The 18,269-nt window shown below is 71.2% G+C and carries 16 protein-coding genes and 2 pseudogenes; 7 read left to right on the forward strand and 11 right to left on the reverse strand.

Going from position 1 to position 18,269, the window contains the following annotated elements; translation table 11 throughout:
- Together BSZ36_RS05210 and BSZ36_RS05215 are read left to right on the forward strand one after the other, a co-directional pair.
- Positions 1 to 572, forward strand: a pseudogene (locus BSZ36_RS05210) (hypothetical protein); the annotation flags it as partial.
- Between the two features lie 155 nt (positions 573 to 727).
- A complete protein-coding gene (locus tag BSZ36_RS05215; protein WP_094546686.1) occupies positions 728 to 1,426 on the forward strand; it encodes a sulfite exporter TauE/SafE family protein in 699 nt (232 codons plus the stop codon).
- Positions 1,427 to 1,469: 43 nt separating this feature from the next.
- On the opposite strand, the gene BSZ36_RS05220 is transcribed toward BSZ36_RS05215, so the two are convergent.
- From BSZ36_RS05220 to ccoN, 9 genes are all read right to left on the reverse strand, one after another.
- On the reverse strand, positions 1,470 to 2,513 hold the full coding sequence (locus BSZ36_RS05220) for a hypothetical protein (protein ID WP_143536772.1): 1,044 nt from the start codon (positions 2,511 to 2,513) through the stop codon (positions 1,470 to 1,472).
- Positions 2,510 to 2,665 (reverse strand): cbb3-type cytochrome oxidase assembly protein CcoS, encoded by a 156-nt coding sequence (gene ccoS, locus BSZ36_RS05225; RefSeq protein WP_094546690.1) that lies wholly within the window; start codon positions 2,663 to 2,665, stop codon positions 2,510 to 2,512. Before ccoS ends, BSZ36_RS05220 begins: the two co-directional genes overlap by 4 nt.
- On the reverse strand, positions 2,662 to 5,079 hold the full coding sequence (locus BSZ36_RS05230) for a heavy metal translocating P-type ATPase (protein ID WP_143536773.1): 2,418 nt from the start codon (positions 5,077 to 5,079) through the stop codon (positions 2,662 to 2,664). The genes ccoS and BSZ36_RS05230 overlap by 4 nt, the downstream gene beginning before the upstream one ends.
- Before the next feature lie 203 nt (positions 5,080 to 5,282).
- Entirely contained in the window at positions 5,283 to 5,444 is a 162-nt protein-coding gene (locus tag BSZ36_RS19260; RefSeq protein WP_179271031.1) for a hypothetical protein, read from the reverse strand.
- Between the two features lie 221 nt (positions 5,445 to 5,665).
- The gene (gene ccoG, locus BSZ36_RS05235; RefSeq protein WP_094546694.1) at positions 5,666 to 7,099 is read right to left on the reverse strand and encodes a cytochrome c oxidase accessory protein CcoG; all 1,434 of its coding nucleotides are present in this window, start codon (positions 7,097 to 7,099) and stop codon (positions 5,666 to 5,668) included.
- A 151-nt stretch (positions 7,100 to 7,250) separates the two neighbouring features.
- Entirely contained in the window at positions 7,251 to 7,895 is a 645-nt protein-coding gene (locus BSZ36_RS05240; RefSeq protein ID WP_094546696.1) for a c-type cytochrome, read from the reverse strand.
- A 2-nt stretch (positions 7,896 to 7,897) separates the two neighbouring features.
- A complete protein-coding gene (locus BSZ36_RS05245; protein ID WP_094546698.1) occupies positions 7,898 to 8,143 on the reverse strand; it encodes a cbb3-type cytochrome oxidase subunit 3 in 246 nt (81 codons plus the stop codon).
- Position 8,144: 1 nt separating this feature from the next.
- Positions 8,145 to 8,957 (reverse strand): cytochrome-c oxidase, cbb3-type subunit II, encoded by an 813-nt coding sequence (ccoO, locus tag BSZ36_RS05250; protein WP_094546700.1) that lies wholly within the window; start codon positions 8,955 to 8,957, stop codon positions 8,145 to 8,147.
- Between the two features lie 215 nt (positions 8,958 to 9,172).
- Entirely contained in the window at positions 9,173 to 10,696 is a 1,524-nt protein-coding gene (gene ccoN / locus BSZ36_RS05255; RefSeq protein ID WP_094546702.1) for a cytochrome-c oxidase, cbb3-type subunit I, read from the reverse strand.
- A 253-nt stretch (positions 10,697 to 10,949) separates the two neighbouring features.
- Here ccoN and BSZ36_RS19985 point away from each other — a divergent pair, with 253 nt between their 5' ends.
- From BSZ36_RS19985 to BSZ36_RS05265, 3 genes are read left to right on the forward strand one after another with little or no spacing between them, the layout of a single operon-like run.
- Positions 10,950 to 11,075 (forward strand): hypothetical protein, encoded by a 126-nt coding sequence (locus BSZ36_RS19985; protein WP_281253136.1) that lies wholly within the window; start codon positions 10,950 to 10,952, stop codon positions 11,073 to 11,075.
- On the forward strand, positions 11,068 to 11,253 hold the full coding sequence (locus tag BSZ36_RS19655; protein ID WP_218827564.1) for a cupin domain-containing protein: 186 nt from the start codon (positions 11,068 to 11,070) through the stop codon (positions 11,251 to 11,253). Before BSZ36_RS19985 ends, BSZ36_RS19655 begins: the two co-directional genes overlap by 8 nt.
- A gap of 3 nt (positions 11,254 to 11,256) precedes the next feature.
- On the forward strand, positions 11,257 to 11,715 hold the full coding sequence (locus tag BSZ36_RS05265) for a group III truncated hemoglobin (RefSeq protein WP_094546704.1): 459 nt from the start codon (positions 11,257 to 11,259) through the stop codon (positions 11,713 to 11,715).
- Here the strand turns inward: BSZ36_RS05265 and BSZ36_RS05270 are convergent.
- On the reverse strand, positions 11,660 to 12,784 hold the full coding sequence (locus BSZ36_RS05270) for a S8 family serine peptidase (RefSeq protein WP_179271032.1): 1,125 nt from the start codon (positions 12,782 to 12,784) through the stop codon (positions 11,660 to 11,662). The two genes, BSZ36_RS05265 and BSZ36_RS05270, sit on opposite strands and share 56 nt — an antisense overlap.
- A 421-nt stretch (positions 12,785 to 13,205) precedes the next feature.
- Between BSZ36_RS05270 and BSZ36_RS19825 the strand changes: the two are divergent.
- Together BSZ36_RS19825 and BSZ36_RS19660 are read left to right on the forward strand one after the other, a co-directional pair.
- Positions 13,206 to 14,150 (forward strand): annotated as a pseudogene (locus tag BSZ36_RS19825) (ligand-binding sensor domain-containing protein); the annotation flags it as partial.
- Between the two features lie 283 nt (positions 14,151 to 14,433).
- Positions 14,434 to 16,359: an adenylate/guanylate cyclase domain-containing protein gene (locus tag BSZ36_RS19660; RefSeq protein WP_218827565.1), complete on the forward strand. Its 1,926-nt coding sequence runs from the start codon at positions 14,434 to 14,436 to the stop codon at positions 16,357 to 16,359.
- 31 nt (positions 16,360 to 16,390) lie between these two features.
- Here the strand turns inward: BSZ36_RS19660 and BSZ36_RS05280 are convergent, their stop codons facing one another.
- Entirely contained in the window at positions 16,391 to 18,175 is a 1,785-nt protein-coding gene (locus BSZ36_RS05280; RefSeq protein WP_094546710.1) for a potassium/proton antiporter, read from the reverse strand.
- Positions 18,176 to 18,269: the final 94 nt, after the last annotated feature.

The following is an 18,269-nucleotide window of genomic DNA, read 5'->3' on the forward strand; positions in this document are numbered from 1 at the left end:
CGCCTCGCGAGATCGCCGTCGTGCTCGCCCTGCGCGACGGCATCCCGCTCCGCGATGCCCTGGAACGCCTGGGCGTTGACACCGCGCCGCTCGACCTCCCGCCGCCGCCAGAGGCGCGTCCGTTCGCCCACGTGGGCCCAGGCTGCGCGTTTACGTGGCAGGACCACGTCTGGACCCGCGCCACGTTGGACCAGGCGCTCACGGCGACGCCCGACCGCCGCGCCCATCCCCGCGTGCTCGCGGCCTACCTCGCCGCCACCCAGCGCGGCCTGCCGGCCACGGCCTTTCGATGGGCCTCTGGCGAGACCTGCGTCGCCGAACGGGTGGACCCTGACGTGCTCGTGTACCCGGCCGAACCGGCGGGGAGCCCCAGCCCGGTCCTCGCGCCAGAGGCCTGGGTCCAAACGGCCGACCGGTTTCCCGAACTCGGCCGCTCCGTGACCATCGATACCGACGCCGGGCCTCTGGCGGCGCGCCTGCTTCTCTCCGACGAGGCCTCTGGCGGAGCCGCCTGGCACACCGCCAGAGGCGAGCACCTGGATGTCGACGAGGTCTCGCGCTGGCGTCCCTGACGCTTTCGCCGAACCTGGATTTGCACGATGCCGGCGATGAGCAAGGCGGCTCCCGGCCGGCGCTGTAGGGGAACCCCTTACAGCCCCACGCGCGGGCGCCTCTCCCCGCCGCCAGAGGCCTCTGGCGACGTTGGGATGACACCTTCTCCCGATCCGTGCTCGACCTCGCCGCCGTTTTCGCCGCAGGCCTCCTGGGCAGCGCGCACTGCGTGGGCATGTGCGGGGGATTGGTGGCGGTCCTCAGCCGCGGCGCGGGGCCGGCCACCGCGCGGCAGGGCGCGTACTTCGCGGGCAAGACGGCGACCTACGCCGCGCTCGGCGCGCTGGCCGGACTGATCGGCGTCTCGGCGTCGGCGGCGGCCTCTGGCGCGCAGATCGTCGTGAGCGTTGCGATGGGGCTCGTGCTCGTCGTGATCGGCCTCGGGCTGTGCGGCGTGCTCCGGATCGGTCGCGAGCCGGGGCGCGACGTGGTGGGACGGTGGCTCCGGCCCGCGCTGCGGCGCGTGCTTCGGAGCCGTTCGCCGGGCGTGCCGCTGGCGCTGGGCGCGCTCAACGGGCTGCTCCCGTGCGGGCTCGTCTACGGGATGCTCGCCAAGGCCGCCACGACGGGCTCGGCCTCTGGCGGCGCGCTCACGATGACCGCGTTCGGGCTGGCAACGCTGCCCGCGCTGGGCCTCGCGGGCGTTCTCGGCTCGCGTCTCTCGCTGGAGCGCCGGGTGTGGCTTCAGCGGGCCGGCGGCGTGCTCATTGTCGGCCTCGGGCTTCTCACGATCGGCCGCGCCGCGATGGCTGTCGACCTCGGAGCGCCCGCCCCGGCTGCGCACGACTGGATGTGCGTGCCGGGCGCCGACTAGGAGCACGCGGGCGCCGCCAGAGGCCTGCCGCAGGCCTCTGGCGCTACCACGCCACCATGCCGCCGATCGCCACGATCAGGAGCATGAGGATGCCGGCGCTGAGCATCGCGATAAAGAACGCGTAGCCCATCGTCTCGGCCTCGGAGTCGATGGGGCGCTGGTGAGGCGCGACGAGGTCGAGGTCTGCGGTTTTCTGGAGCGCGGCGTGATCCTGCACGCGACGGGCGTAGGCGCGCTCGCTTTCCTGCCGGTCGTGGTAGGCGATGGCCTGGAGGTCCGTGCCCGCGTAAAACCGGCCGTACTTGCTCCACGGGCCTCTGGCGCCAGAGGCCTCCTCGGCGCGGACGCGCCAGAACAGCCGGTCGCCCACGGACGGGAGCACGCCGTTCAGCGCCAACTCGGTCGTGGTGATGCCCCCCATGCGGAGGGTGGGGCCGGAAAGATCGGGGCCGACCTCGATCTCGTAGGTGCGGGCGCCGGGCACGCCGGTCCAGCGGAAGGTCACCGCCGCGCCGTCCGCGATCGCGCCGCCGAGCGGTCCCAGCACGCGCGGCTCCTCGCCAGAGGCCGCCTCCTCGTGGTCGTGCACGCGGACGCCCGGCACGCGCCGCCAGTCGGTCGCAGACGGGTCGCCCGAGATCGTGGCGCCGGTTGGCAGCGGGGGGAGGGGCGGCGGCGGAGGCAGCTCCGGCACGACGGTGGACCCGCGCGCGGCCTTCCGGTCTGCCCGGGCGGCGCGGCTCGCGGCCTGCTGCGTTTTCTCCGCCTGGGAGCGGACCCCCGGCAGCGCCTCTGGCGGCGGGAGCGAGAAGGGGCGCGGGCGGCTCCAGGCCGTCTCGCCAGAGGCCTCTACGGCGCCGACGCGCCAGAAGCGCGCCTCTTGCGTCGGCTCAAGCGCGTCGGTGAGCGTGATCTCCGAGACGGGGCCGGCGTCAATGTCGAGGATCGGGTTCGCGAAGCCGGGGCTGTCGCTGACCTGGAGGCGAGCCATCGCGCCGGGCACGGATTCCCAGGCGAACGTGGCGGCGGAGGCGTCGAGGGCGGCGCCCATCGCGGGCGCCAGAGGCTTGGGGGCAGTAAGGGTCATCGGTCCGAGGTGGAGTCGTCGTCGAGGAGGATGCGGAGGGCGGGCGTGTCGGTGTCGTGGAACTGGCCGTCGCGGACGGCCCAGCGGAAGGCGAGGACCGCCGCGCCCGCCAGAGCGATCGCCAGGGGCACGAGGAGGTACAGGACGATCACGGCGTAGAGGGCGTGGGGCTGCGGAAGGGGAGAGGGGCGCCGCCAGAGCCCTCTGGCGAGCGGCTTGGCGCCCGCTGCGACAAAGCGATCCCGACGACGAGGAGCGACGAGACGGGCATGGCGATGGCCGCCACAAGCGGCGTGACGAGCCCCGCGATGGCGGCGCAGGCGCCCAGCAGGTTGTAGCCCAGCGAGAGCGCAAGCGCGCGACGGACCGTGCGCACGGCCGTCCGTCCGGCGTCCATCGCCGCGAGAACCGGCGCGAGGCCCGCGCGCGTCAGGAACACGTCGGCCGCGACGAGGCTGGCAGTGCTGCCGCCGCCGACGGCCACGCCCACGTCGGCCTGGCGGAGCGCGGCGGCGTCGTTGACGCCATCGCCGACCACCATCACGCGCCGCCCGGCGGCTTGCAGCTCCCGCACGCGGTCGCGCTTGGCCTCTGGCGCGATGCCCCCGTGCGCGCGTGCGGCCGGAATGCCGAGCCCCCGCGCGAGGTGCGCGACTGTTTCGGGGTGGTCGCCGGAGAGGATGTGGAGGTCCAGGCCTCTGGCGCGGAACGCGCCGATCACATCGGGCACGTCGATGCGCAGTCCGTCGCCAATGGCGAGAACGGCCCGCCAGAGGCCGTCCACGGCGACCGCGACGGGCGTGAAGCCCTCGGCTACCGCCATGCGCAGCGCCGACGCCAGAGGCTCGGGCGCGGCGCCGCAGCCGCTCGCCACCCAGTCCGGGCGGCCGACCTGCACCTCGCGGTCGTCTACTGTCCCGCGGACGCCGGCGCCGTTCTCGGCCTGGACGCGCGTCACGGCCTCTGGCGCGAGGGCGAACGCGTGCGCGATGGCTGTCGCCAGAGGATGCGCGACGTGCGCTTCGAGCGCCGCCGAGAGCGCGAGCGCCTCCGCATCGCCGACGTGATCGACGACGCGCATCGCGCCCTCGGTCAGCGTCCCGGTCTTGTCCAGGACGACGGTGTCAATCTCGGTCAGCGCCTGCGTCGCGGCGTCGCTCTTGACAAAGATCCCGGCTCGTGCCGCCCGCCCGCCGGCGACCGCGAACGCCAGAGGCGTCGCCATGCCAAGGGCGCACGGGCACGTGATGACGAGCAGCGCCGCGACGTGGAGGCCGATCTGTCCGGCGTCGAGAACGGCCCAGACGGCGGCGGTGAGGATCGCGAGCCCGAGCACGGCGAGCACAAACACGCCGCCCAGCCTGTCCGCCCACAGCACAACGGGCGCGCGGCCCGTATCTGCCTCGCGGACCCACGCCAGAAGCGTCCCCACCCGCGAGTCCTCGCCGACGGCCTCGACGCGGACGTGCAGCGGCGCGGTCAGATTCGTCGCGCCAGCGGCCACGTTCGCCTCTGGCGCGACGGGGACCGGGCGGCTCTCGCCCGTCAGCACGGCGTTGTCCACGCGGCTCTCGCCTCTTGCGACCACGCCATCCGCGGGGATCGTCTCGCCGGGAGCGACCTCCACAATATCGCCTCGCCGCAGTTCGTCCAGGCGGACGGCCTCGCAAGAGGCCGCGTCCCCGGGTTGAGCCTCTGGCGACGTCACGCGGCGGGCCATCGCGGGGAGAAGTGCGAGGAGCCGCTCGGTCGCGTCGCCCGCGAGGCGACGGGAGCGGAGCTGGATGTAGCGCGCCGTGAGCAGCGCGGCGATCAGAACGGTGACGGAATCGAACCACACGTCGCCCGTCCCGGAGATCGTCGCCCACGCGCTGTGCCCGAGGCCGACCAGGATGCCGAGCGCGATGGGCGTATCGAGGTGTAGCCGCCGCACGTCTCGCGCGCGCCACGCCAGGCCCATGCTGGCCCACGCGCGCTGGAAAAACGGCGCCCCACCGTACACGACGGCCGGGACGGCGAGCGCGAGGCTGGCCCACTTGGCCGCGGCCGCCAGAGGCCCTCCCGCGTCGGCCAGGCCGGAGTAGAGCGCGAAGGCGAGCAGCATCACGTTGCCCGCGAGCGCCCACGTCACGCCCAGCCGGATGAGCAGCGCGCGCTCGGCGTCGGTCCTCTGGCGGCCTTCGTTGCCGCGCGTGGGGCGCAGCGCGTAGCCAAACCGCGCGAGCCAGCCGGCGACCTCGGAGAGGGGCGCGGCCTCAGGGTCGAAGCGCAGGCGGACGCGACCGCGCGGAAGGTCCAGGCGGGCCTCGGCCACGCCTTCCATCTCGCTCGGCAGCCGCTCCACGAGCCACACGCACGCGGCGCAGTGCACGCCGTCCAGCACCAGGTCCGCCTCGCGCAATCCGCCGTCGAGCTGCTTGGTGTGCTCCTCCAGGAAGCGTTCCGTGTCCAGCTCGCGCACGCCCAGCGGGTCCGGCGCGACAGGCCTCTGGCGCTCGCCCGCGCCGATGGTGCGCAGCCGGTCGGTGGTCTCCGAAAAGCCCGCCTCGCGCAGCGCCGCACGCACGAGCGCGCACCCCGTGCAACAAAAGGCCTCCCCCGATTCCCGAATGGGGCGGGTGCCCACGGGCAGGCCGCAGTGGGAGCACCCGGCCTCCGGTGAGAGCGACGGCTCGCTCACCGCTCCCTCTTGAGGGGGCGCGATCGCCTCTGGCGCCAGAGGCCCCTTCGGCCCTCTCCTGAGGCCTACCTCCCAGGTGTCTGTTCCCGTCACGGCGCGTCCTCCACGAGCTGCACTCCGCCGTCGGACAGGGCGAAGTAGATCGTGAGGCCCCCGGCCGTGAGGCTCATCACGAGCAGCAGAATCACGAGAAGCGGCCAGCCGATGTGCGGCGGGATGATCGGCGGCGTGCGGGACTCGGCAGGTGTCATGGTGGAGGTGTGGGGCCCGCCCGTCCGATTCTGCTGGCACTGGCCAATGAGGTCGCGTCGCGGAAACGGTGGGGCAGCGTGGACTGCGGTGCCAGGATCGGGAGGCGGGCGCCTGCACCGCGCCGGTTGTCCCTCCCCGAGGGGGCAGGGCGCGACCGCCAGAGGCTGTAGGGGAGGGCCCTACAAGGCGTGGCGCCTCGTGTGCCTCTAGCGCCAGAGGCCTAGCGCGTCGGTCCGAGAAGCGTGAACGGGAGGTCCTCGGTCGTCCCGTCCTCGAAGGTGAGGCGGATCACGGTCGGGACGGTCCCGCCGCTGAAGGCCTCTGGCGGGACGGTGATCCAGGCCTCGGCGCGCGTCATCTGGCCCGCGGCGAGGCGGACGGGAGGGCGCCCCACGAGGCGCGTCTGGGCGCCAGAGGGCGAGACGGCCTCGACGGTAAACGTGGCGTCTTTGGGCGTCTGGTTGTGCACGCGCACGCGGAGCCGGTTGGCGACCGTCCCATCGGGGAGCTCCATAAACGGGGCACCAACCGCGCGGCCGATGTCGGTGTCGTACGAGCCCCGCGTGGCGAGGCCGGTCCCGAGCAGCGTCACGAGCGCGACGAGGAGCGCGCCGTAGATGGCCGTCCGGGGCCGCACGATGCGCGTCGGCTGCCCCTCCAGCGCGTTCTCGCTCGTGTAGCGGATCAGGCCGCGCGGCTGGTTCGTGGCGTCCATGATATGGTCGCACGCGTCGATGCACTGCGTGCACGCGACGCACTCCATCTGGAGCCCGTCGCGGATGTCGATGCCCGTCGGGCAGGTGCGGACGCACGCGAAGCAGTCCACGCAGTCGCCGAGGGGCTGCCCGTCCGGCCCCGCCTCCCGGTTCTTGCCCCGCCCGCGCGGCTCGCCGCGGCCCGGGTCGTAGGCCACGATCATCGAGTCCGGGTCCATGAGCACGCTCTGGAAGCGCGCGTACGGGCACGTGATGGTGCACATCTGCTCGCGGAAGATGCCGAAGTCGAAGGCGACAAGCGCCGTCGTGGCGCCCATGAGCACGAAGTAGCCCCAGTGCTCGGCCGGCGGGCCGGTCATCCATCGCACGAGGCGTTCCCACCCCACGAAGTAGCTCACGAACACGTGCGCGAGGGCCACCGAGATCGCGAGGTAGACTGCCCACTTGAGCCCCTTGCGCCAGAGGCGATCCCAGGTCGGGTCTTTGCGGGCGTCGCGCCTCTGGCGCACGTTCTCGTTGCCCTCGATCAGGCGCTCGATGGGCCGGAAGACGAACTCCAGGTAGACGGTCTGCGGGCAGCCCCACCCGCACCACACGCGCCCCAGAAGCGCCGTCAGCAATGCGACGGAGAGCAGCGCGCTGATGCCGAACAGCATCAGATAGAGCGTGTCCGTCGGGTAGAAGGTGGTCCCGAAAAACGTGAACTCGCGCGCCGCCACGTCCAGCAGGACCGCCGGCTTGCCGCCGATTTTCACGAGGGGCGGCCCCACGAATAGCACGATCAGTGCCCAGCCGAGCACGAGCCTCTTGCGCCAGAGGTTGCCCCGGCTCTCGGTCGGGTACATCCACTTCCGGCGGCCGTCGGCGTGGAGCGTGGTGAGGACGTCCTCGGGCGGGTCGAGGACGGAGACGTCGGAGAGCGGAACGAAGCCAGACACAGAGGGCGGGAGGGTTTCTCGCAAGCTCTCGGCCGGTGCGCGTGCGGGGCGCCGGTCGCACGCCAGAGGCGAGGCCGGTGCGCCCCGGCGCGGCGTGTGGGGGCGGGCCCTACACGCCTCTGGCGCCAGAGGCTCACGCCGTCGCCAGAGGCTAGATGCCCTCGTAGCGCGTGCCCTCGCGAGGCTTCGGGTTGGGCGGCGTCGTGCCCTGGATGGACTGGATATAGGCCGTCGCCTGCGCGCGTTCCTCGTCGGAGAGCAACTCGCCCCAGGCGGGCATCCCCTTGGAGACAACGCCCACGTTCAGGACCTCGTAGATCTCCTCTGGCGCGCCGCCGTGGAGCCAGTACGCGTCCGTCAGGTTGGGGCCGATGGCGCCCTGGCCTTCGGCGCCGTGGCACGAGGCGCAGGTGCCGGCGAAGACCTCGGCGCCAGCGGCCACCATGAGCGGATCGTCGGCGTAGCGCTTGAGCGCGCGCGCGTCGGTCTCGAAGGCGGGGCCGCTGGCGGCCCAGGCGGCCGCGCGGGCCGCCAGGTCGGCCTGGCCCTGCGCGAGGTCCTCCTCGTACGTGTCCACGAACCCGAAGACGTTGATGCCGAGCAGGTACACCGGCGCGAAGAGCACGCCCGCGATAAAGAGCGCGGTCCACCAACCCGGCATGGGGTTGTCGTACTCGCGGATGCCGTCGTAGGTATGGCCCGCGATGAGGAGGTCGTTGGTGTCGCCCAGCGCCGCGTCGGGGAGGACGTGGGAGGAATCGGCGGGGGCGTCGGGGCGGGGGGAGGCGTCGCTCACGGCTAGAGGGCGAGGAGGGGGACGTCGGAGGATGGGCTGCCGTCGCCAGAGGCCGGGGGGCGCGGGTGCGCGTCGGGGGCGTCGGGTGCAGGCATGGCGTCGTCGAGCGGCATGTTCTTCAGGTCCTCGCGCTGCTTTTTGGAGAGCAGGAAGGCGTAGGCGCAGACGGCCACAAAGGCGACCATGAACGCGATCACGGCGATCTCGGCGAGGGCGCCGGTTTCGAGGGCGCGGACGGTTTCTTTCATGTCAGTTGGCGCGAGGGGAGGGGGCGGCGCCAGAGGCTTGGGCAGGCGTGGCCTCTGGCGTGGCGGCGTCGGTCAGCACCTCGATGGCCTCTTGCTCTTCGTGGAGCTCGCGGTCCTCTTCGGCGGGCGAGCCGTCGAACTCGGTCCCGAGGCGCTGGAGGTAGGCCGTGAGCGCGATGATCTCCTTCCGCGCGAGCCGGTCTGGGCCGCCCTGCGCTACCACGTCGGCCGCGATGGAGTCGGCCTGTGCCTGAGCCAGCGCGACGGCGTTCTCGATCTCGGCGTCGGTGTACGGCAGGCCGAGGCGGCGGAGGCCGCGCATCTTGCCGGGCAGCGACTCGAAGTCCGTCTCGCGCGTGAGCATGTGCGGGTACGGCGGCATGATGGAGGCCGGGCTCGTGGAACGCGGGTTCTCCATGTGGCGCACGTGCCACAGGTGCGGGTACTTACCGCCGACGCGCATCAGGTCCGGGCCGGTGCGCTTGGAGCCCCAGAGGTGCGGCGTCTCGTAGACGGTTTCCGCCGCGCGGGTGTACGGCCCGTAGCGGATCTCCTCCTGGCGGAACGGCCGCACCATCTGGCTGTGGCAGTTGTTGCAGCCCTCGCGGATGTAGAGGTCGCGGCCGGCCAGTTCGAGCGGCGTCGGCGGGTGGACGGTCGCCAGAGGCTCGGTTGCGCCGCCCACGAGGAAGACGGGCGCGAACTCGACGACGGTGCCGACCAGGATGGCGCCGGTCGTGAGGATGGTGAACACGAGGGGCCAGCCTTCGAGGCGTCGGTGGCGGCCGTTCGCGCGGATGAGTCGGTTGAACATGGGGTCTAGGGGCGGAAGAAACCCGCAGGTGTCATCGCGAGGAGCGAAGCGACGTGGCGATCTGGGTGTGTGCTCGGCGTTTTGAGAGTGCGTCGCTACGCTCGCAATGACACCGGTTGGAAACGGCTAGGCGGAAGGCGCCAGAGGCCGCTGGCGGAGTGCGGGGCTCGGTGGGGCGCGAGGGGCTCACGGTGCGTCCCCTCACGCGGTACGAATCACGCTTCTGCGAGCCTCTGGCGAGGCACGGCGACGGCGGGATCGGGGAGCTCCTTTGGCGCGCGGCGGACGGTTTTCCACACGTTGACCATCATCAGCACGACGCCCAGCAAGTACAGCGACCCGCCGATCATGCGCACCCAGTACATCGGGATCACCTGCACGACGGTCTCGGTGAAGTCGGGGTAGACCAGGCGGCCGGCCTGGTCGAAGGCGCGCCACATGAGCCCCTGCGTCACGCCAGAGGCGTACATCGCGATGACGTAGAGCAGGATGCCGATCGTGCCGATCCAGAAGTGCGCGTTCGCCAGCTTCTGGCTCCACAGCGGCGTCCGCCAGAGGCGCGGGACGAGCCAGTAGATCATCCCGAAGGTCATGAACCCGTTCCAGCCCAGCGCGCCGCTGTGCACGTGCGCGATGTTCCAGTCCGTGTAGTGGCTCAGCGCGTTGACGGTCTTGATGCTGAGCAGCGGCCCCTCGAAGGTGGCCATGCCGTAGAACGTGATGCCGACGACGAACATCTTGAGGACGACGCTGTCGCGGAGCTTGTGCCACGCGCCGCGGAGCGTGAACAGGCCGTTGATCATGCCGCCCCACGAGGGCATCCAGAGCATAACGCTAAACACCATGCCGAGCGTGGCGGCCCACTCCGGCACGGCGGTGTAGTTGAGGTGGTGCGGGCCGGCCCAGATGTAGATGAACACCAGGCTCCAGAAGTGCACGATGCTCAGCCGGTACGAGAACACGGGCCGCTCCGCCGCCTTGGGCAGGAAGTAGTACATCAGGCCCAGGAACGGCGTCGTGAGGAAAAAGGCGACGGCGTTGTGGCCGTACCACCACTGCACGAGCGCGTCCTGCACGCCCTTGTAGATCGGGTAGCTCTTCGTGAGCGAGACCGGGAACGCGAGGCTGTTGCCGATGTGGAGCACAGCCACGGTCACGATCGTCGCGATGTAGAACCACAGCGCGACGTACATGTGCTTCTCGCGGCGGTGCCAGAGCGTCCCGAAGAAGTTGACCGCGAACACCACCCAGACCACGGCAATCGCGATGTCGATGGGCCACTCCAACTCGGCGTACTCCTTGCTCGTCGTGATGCCGAGCGGGAGCGTGATGGCGGCGCTCACGATGATGGCCTGCCACCCCCAGAAGTGGATCTTGGACATCGTGTCCGAGAACATCCGCGCCTTGCACAGCCGCTGCGTGCTGTAGTAGATGGCCGCGAAAATGGCGTTGCCCGCGAAGGCGAAGATCACCGCGTTGGTGTGCAGCGGGCGCAAGCGGCCAAAGCTGAGGTACTCGCCCAGGTTCGCGCCCGGAAACGGCAGCTGGATCGCGAGCAGCAGCCCGACGAGCATCCCGACAAAGCCCCAGATCGTCGTCGCGACGACGAAGTAGCGCACGATCCGGTCGTCGTAGGAGAAGACCTCGAAGCGCGAGGCCGTCGCGCCGCTGGCGCGCTCGCCAGAGGCGTGGGAGGAGACCCCGCCAGCGGCGGGGAGGGGCGTGGTGATCTCGGCCATACAGGGCGGCAGGTGAGCGAACGCCACGAGGATCGCCAGCCTCTGGCGCGCGCCGTGCCGTGCCCCCCTGCCACCGCGCACCGGGAGCCCCCGCGGCGGGACGTAGGGGTGAGCCCTACAGGCGCCGCTGCGGGAAACGCGCGTAGGGGCCGTGCCCACAGCGCGGTCGGAAAGCGCCCGGCGCGAGGTCGCGGCCCGCGCTCGCAGAAGAATGTGGGGCCGCTGCCGATGCTAGGGCCATCCAGTCTGAACGATGACCACCTCGCTCTTCACCGACCCCGACTTCCTAGACGGCGCCATTGCAAGCCGCCTCCTGCTCAAAGCGGTGGGGGGCTCGGTCACCACCTTCGCCGTTGCCGCGGGCGAAGGTGGTGACTGAGCACTCGACGCCTCGGGAGGCGCTGCTCGTCGTGCTGCACGGAACGGCGGAGGTGGCCATCGATGGAACGCCCCACACGCTCGCCTCTGGCGAGGCGATTTACTTGCCGGCAGCGGTCCCGCACAGCGTTTACGCGCCAGAGGCCATGCGGATGCTTCTCGTCACGCTAGCGGCCTGACCCATGACCGATCTCCAAACCGAGGACGACGTCCGCTCGGTTGTTCTTGCCTTCTACCGCGGAATGGAGACGGACCTGGTGCTGGGCCCGTACTTCGCGGGGCTGGACTGGGACGCGCACCTGCCCCGCATGGTCTCCTTCTGGTCGTCCAGCGTGTTTCAGACCGGGGCGTACCGCGGCCGCCCTTTTGCGCCCCACGCCCGGATGCCGGGCCTCTCGCGCGAGCATTTCGCGCACTGGGTGCGTCGCTTCCATCGGACGGTAGACGACCTGTTTGCCGGCGCGCAGGCCGATCTGCTAAAGGCCCGGGCCGAGCAGATCGCGGGCGTTTTCCAGGGCAAGCTCGGCCTCTGGCGGAAAGACGCCGCCTTGGACTATGCCGAGCCAGAGGTCCGTGCGCCAGAGGCTAGAGGCGAGCCAGCCAGAGCGTCCGACCGGTCGTCTGAGGGGCGCGAGAATTGACCGTGTTGCGGCTGGTGCGCCGGATGGTCTGCTGCACGGCGTCTGGGGAGGCGCCGGGGGCCTTCGCGAGGATCAGCGCAGCGGCTCCAGCGACGTGAGGTGCGGCCATCGACGTGCCGTCGAGGCGCGCGAAACGGCTACCATCGGCGGCGGAGACGACGCGGACGCCGGGGGCGAGCACGTCGACGCGGCGGCCACGGTTGGAGAAATCGAACGCGAACAGGTGGCGGGAGTCCACGGCGCCTACCGTGATGGCGTCTTCGACGTGCGCTGGGGAGACGAGGGCGGCGTCTGTGGCGTCGTTTCCGGCCGAGATCACGACCGTGATTCCCTCGGCGAGGGCGACTTCCACGGCGCGGTCCAGCGCGTTGTGTTCCGTGGTGCCCGTGCTCGCGCCCAGGCTCATGTTGATCACCATCGGGCGCGACGGGTCGGCCCGTTTGGCTGCGATCACGTGATCCAGCGCCGCCAGGATCTGGCTCATGCGAGCCTGGCCGCTGGCGTCGAACACATCGAGCGAATGGACACGGGCGCCCGGAGCGACGCCGACCGTGCCGCTGCCGTCATCCTTTGCCGCGATGATAGCCGCGACGTGGTTGCCGTGGAGCGAGGAGCCGGGGCCGGCACCCTCTTGGAAGAACGTGGCGGACTCCACGACGTGAACGTCCGGGTGGTCCACGCCGCTATCGATGACGTACACGTCTACGTCCACCGTGCCGGTGCCGTCGCCAGAGGCCGCGGACGAGCGGTGCCCGCCGACCATCTCGATGTTCCACGGCGTCATCTGGCCGCTAAACGTGGGGTCCGCGCCGAGAGCGAGGTCTCGGAGGCCTCCCGTGTAATCGTGCCGCAATGGGGCGTAGGGGTCGCCGAGGGAAGGCAGCGCAAACGAGATGTCGAACTCGACCGAAGCGACAAGGGGATTGATCTCAAGCAGCGTCGTGATGAGCGCGAGATCGCGGTTGGAGACGGTTATCGCGACGCCCGGCGTGCTGTCCTGGATGTAGCCACGGCGGCGCACGTCCTGTCCTCGAAAGACCTCGTCGGAGGCGACGAGAGGGTTGATCACGCTCGACACGAAGGTGACGAACAGGTCCGTCGTACCAGAGGGCGAGCGTAGGAGACCGAGCTTGCCCGCCGACTCTGCGACCGAAAACTCTGCGACCGAGGATGGGGCACCGTCACCCGAGGCGGGGCCTGCTGCATCGCAGCCGACGAGGAGCGCAACGCACAGGGCACAGGGGAAGAGAAACCGCATGTGACTAAGCCGAGAGGGTGGAGTGCAGACGAAACGCCTGTTCACGGAAGCATCGACATGGCCCCACGATAGTACAAGTAGGTGTGTTTCGCCAGGATGTGTCGGCGCCTCTCCTACACGCCGGCGCGTTGCCACGTGTGGCTACCTTCTGGCGTGGCTATCGTTGGGAGAAGGCTCCACCGCCTCCATGACCCGCCACCTCTGGCGCTGTGCGTGCGTGATCACGTGCGCGATGGCGCTCCCGCTTCTCGCGCTCGCGCAGCCCGCAACCCTGGCCGACCTGGCTCCGGGCAAGGCGCTGACGCAGTACGTCGCCGACGCGTGGGGCAACGAAGAAGGGCTGCCCCAGAGCCGCGTGGAGGCCACCGCTCAGTCCTCGGACGGCTACCTGTGGTTTGGAACGCAGGAAGGGCTGGTCCGCTTTGACGGCGTGACGTTTACGCCCATCGCGCGCGGTCCAGGCGGGCTCCCCAACGCCGATATCCGCGCGCTCGCGCCCGGCGCCGAAGGCGGCATGTGGGTCGGCACGCGGCGCGGCGGCCTCGCCTACGTGGACCGCGACCTTGCCGTGCGCGTCGTCGCTGCGCCAGAGGCGTTGCCGCACCCGGCCGTCGGGGCCCTCGCCTCTGGCGCCGACGGCACCCTCTGGATCGGCACTTTTGACGGTCTGTGCCGACGCCCGGCGGCTCCGCCAGAGGCCGAGGCGGAGATCGAGTGCTTCGGGACCGAGGAGGGGTTGCCGCACGCGCACATCCGCGCGCTGCTCACCGACGCGGCGGGCGTCTGGGTCGGCACGCGCGGAGGGCTGGCGCGCATCCGCAGCGGGCGCATCCGGTCCTACACGCCCGCCGGGGGCGCCGCGGCCGAGCCCGTCGGGGCGTTGGCCGCCGACGCCCGGGGCGGGCTGTGGATCGGCCCGCTGAGCGATCACCCGCTGGGCTACCTCCGCGGTGGCGTCTTGCGCCAGAGGCCTGAGGCGGACGCCACGGGCGGATTCGAGACCGAGGCGCTCCTCGTCGACCGCCTCGGGACGCTGTGGGTCGGCACGGCGGGGGGCGGGCTCGTCCGCGCCAGAGGCGCCGAGCGCTCAACGTTGGACGCGGCCTCTGGCGCCGACCTCTCGGTCGTGCTCGCGCTCCTGCGCGACCACGAGGGGAGCCTCTGGGTCGGGACGGCCGGCGGCGGCCTCGCGCGGCTCCGCGACGCCCCGTTTACGCCCATCACCTCGCGCGAGGGGCTCCCTGACAACCGCGCCTATACCGTTTCAGCCGACCCGCGCGAAGGCGTGTGGGTCGGCACCACGGGGGCTCGCGTACGTCGCCAGAGGCCGCGTCCAGCGAACGTTGACCTCCGCCGACGGCCTCCTCGCCGACGACGTCTCGGCAGTCTACGCCGCGCGCGATGGGACGGTCTGGGCGGGGATCGAGGCGGAGGGCCTGTGCAGGGTGCGCGGGGGGCGCGTGCTGAACTGCCTCGCGGAAGGACGCGGGCTTCCGGACCCGTTCGTGATCTCGCTAGCGGAGGACGCGAGCGGCCGCCTCTGGATGGGCACGGGAACGGGCCTCCACGTGTGGACCGACACGGCCTTCGAGCCACGCGGCGACGTAGACGCCCCGGTGGCCTCCATCGCCTCTGGCGCAGACGGCGCACTGTGGATCGGGACCTACGGGCGGGGCCTCTTGCGGTACGTCGAGGGCGCCACCGCTGAGCCGGTCGCGGGGACCGAGGCCGACAACGTGCTCACCATCCACGCGCGCGAGAGTGGCGCCGTTTGGGCCGGAACGGACGGCGGCGGCCTCCTCCGCCTCGACCCCGCGACCGGCGAGTTGCTCCGCGTGGGGGGCGTCAACGGGCTCCCGTCCGACATCGTCCCGCAGGTCCTCGAAGACGCTAGCGGGTACCTCTGGATCACGTCCAACCGGGGCGTGGTGCGCGTGGCGCCAGAGGCCTTGGAGGCGGCGGCGCGCAACAACACGCGGGCGCCTCTGGCGCTGTTCGGCCGTGCCGATGGGCTCCCCTCGGCGGAGGCCAACGGGGGCAGCCAGCCCGCGGGCGCCATCGCCCGGGACGGTACGCTTTACGTCCCCACCAACGGCGGCGTGGCCGCGCTCGACCCGGGCCGCATCCGCAGCAACAACCGGCCGCCGCCGGTTTCCATCGAGCGGTTTGTCGTGGACGGTGAGCCCGTCCCGCTCCGCGGCGCCCCTATCGTGCTCGCCCCGGGGGCAGCGGAGTTCGAACTGGACTACGCGGGGCTGAGCACGTTCGCGCCGGCCCAGGTCCGCCACCGCTTCCGGCTGGACGGCCGCGACGAGCGCTGGACGGAGGCCGGGTCCCGCCGGGAGGCGTTCTACACGGACCTCGCGCCCGGCGACTACACCTTCCGCGTCCAGGCCGCCAACAACGACGGCGTGTGGAGCGAGACCGACGCGACGGTCCGCTTCCGACTAAAGCCTCATTTCTGGCAAACCGGTTGGTTCCTCGCGCTTTGCGTGCTCGCCGCGCTTGGCCTCGCGTTCGGAGCCTACCGCCTGCGCACGGCGCGGCTACGCGCCCGCTCGGTGGAGCTGGAGGGCCTCGTGGACGCCCGTACGCGCGAGCTGGCCGAGGAGAAGGCGCAGGTGGAATGGCTCAACAGCGAGCTCTCTAACCTCAACGCCACGCTTCAGGACAAGGTGAGAGAGCAGCTTTCGGAAATCGTCCGGGGCTCACGGCTTCGGAAGTACTTCCCCAAAAAGGTCGTCGACAAGATTCTCAATCAGGAGGAGGACGTGACAGTCGCCAGCGAGCGTCGCCGCGTGACCATCGTTTTCTCCGACCTCGCCGGCTTTACGAGCCTCTCCGAGGCGATGCCGCCAGAGGCCGTCACCGCGCTTCTCAACGAGTACCTCAACGTAATGGTGGCCCTCGTGGACGATCACGGCGGCACCCTGGACAAGTTCATGGGCGACGGCATCATGGTCCTCTTCGGCGCCGCCGACCCCATGGCGCCTCAGGAGCAGGCCCAGCGTGCGCTCGCGATGGGCGTCGAGATGCAGCGCGCCATGCGGAGGCTTCTGGCGGACTGGCGCGCGCGCGGCATGGCGCACCCGTTGGACCTCCGCATCGGGCTCCATCAGGCCGACGTGACTGTCGGCAACTTCGGCTCGGACGAGCTGGTGGAGTTCACCGCCATCGGCCGCGGCGTCAACCTCGCGGCGCGGCTGGAGAGCGCCTGCGCGCCCGGCGGTGTGCTGGCCTCTGGCGAGATCCGCTCGCTTGCGCCAGAGGCGTTCGCGTTTGGCCAGGCACAGGAGCTCTCGCTGAAAGGCATCGATGGCACCGTTCGCGCATTCCCGGTAGACGTTGCCGGAGGCGACGGACTCGCTGGGAGCCCGCCCGTTTGATCCCATGCCTCTGGCGGGACTTCGGTGATGCCTACGCCGGAGGTTCAGAATCCACCTTCGGCGCCAGAGGCGTTTCGTCGGAGGGTAGGGCGCCTGAGTCCCCCGTCGCCGCGTCGGTGCTCTCTACCGCCGCGTCGGGAGGAGGCGCTGGGGGCTCGACCAGCAGCCGGACAAGGTCCGGCTCGGTGCCGGGGCTGAGGCGGAACGGCCCGACGCGGGGCTCGTCGCCGCCGAGCGCCTCGCCCAGCGTCCGCTCCGACCACGTCGGCGCGGGTAGGCCAAAAAAGCGGTGGAGCTGACCAAGCGTGGCGGAGCGGGCGAACTCGATGGCGAGGCCGGGCGCCAGAGGCGGCGTCTCCGCGGCCGGATCGAACAGGCGGTCCACGAGCGGCTGAAGATCGGACCGCACGGCGACGAACACGTGATCGCCGGGGCGCAGCGTCGTCGGGCCTCGCGGGACGATGACGGCCTCGCCGCGCACGACGAGCATAACGGCGGCCCCGTCGGGCAGCGCGAGGTCGCGGAGCGCCTGACCGGCCACGCGAGCCGAGGGGGGCACGGTGTAATCGACCACGTCTCCGTTGAGGTGCCGCAGCGCGTGGATCTCGACGCTGACCGGCGGCGAAGGGTCGGCCGGGCGGCCGATTCCCAGCCGCCGCGCTACGGCGGAGAGCGACCACCCTTGGGCCAGCGCCGATACCAGCACGACAAAGAACACGACGTTGAACAGCAGCTCGGCGCCCTCCACGCCAGCCAAGAGTGGGAACGTGGCGAGGGTAATGGGAACGGCGCCTTTGAGGCCGCCCCACGAGAGGAACGCAACCTCGCGCGCGTCAAACCCGAACGGGAGAACGGACGCGGCGACCGCCAGAGGCCGGGCGACAAAGACGAGCACGAGGGCGATCGCGAGCCCCTCTGGCGCCACGTCGATAAGGCGGCTCGGGAAGCTGAGCAGGCCCAGCAGCACGAACAGCGCGATCTGGGACAGCCACGCCGCCGCGTCGAGGACGAGAAGGGTTCCGCGCCGGAACACGAGGCGGCCGTTGCCGAGCACGATCCCCGCGAGGTAGACGGCGAGAAAGCCGCTGCCGCCTAGGACGGCCGCGCCTCCAAAGGCGATAAGCCCGAAGGAGGCCGCAAGCACGGGGTAGAGCCCCGGCGCGTCCAGCCCGGCGCGCTCGACGGCCCACGACGCCACCCGCCCCACGCCGAGCCCGACGGCGGCCCCGACGCCGAACTGCAGCACAAGCAGAAGAACGAGCGACCCCACCGATCCGGCTGTCCCCGCAGCCAACCCCGTCAGCCCGACTGTGAGGAACAGGGCCATCGGGTCGTTCGAGCCGCTCTCGACCTCGAGCGTGGCTCCGAGCCGATCGGGAAGCTTGAGGCCGCTGGCGCGGAGGACGGAGAACACCGCCGCGGCGTCCGTCGAGCCGACAATGCCGCCCAAGAGCATGCCGTGCAGGAGCGGGAGGTTGAGCACCCAGGCCGCCGCCAGGCCGGTCAAGCCCGCCGTGAGCGCCACGCCGACGGTCGAGAGCGAGAGCGCGGGCCGCCACGCCGTGCGGACCGAGGCGAGGCTCGTTTGCAGCCCGCCGTTGAACAGGATGAGCGCGAGTGCCACCGTACCCAACCCGTTCGCGAGCGCGTAGTCCTCGAACGCCACGCCACCGAGTCCCTCGGAGCCGGCCGCCATTCCCACGCCCATAAACAGAACGAGAACGGGCAAGCCGAGACGCGCAGAAATCCGGCTCGACGCGACGCCGAGGGCGACCAGCGCCCCGACGAGGAGCATCCCGGCGGCGACAGACGGCATGACGTGAGAGGGAGGCGGAGAGGGAGCGAAAACAACCCTCTACGGGCGTCCCCACCGTTGGTGCCTCTGGCGCGTACCCGTTTCTCGTGTGGAC

The organism is Rubricoccus marinus (assembly GCF_002257665.1).
In the GTDB taxonomy this organism is placed as follows: Bacteria; Bacteroidota; Rhodothermia; order Rhodothermales; family Rubricoccaceae; genus Rubricoccus; species Rubricoccus marinus.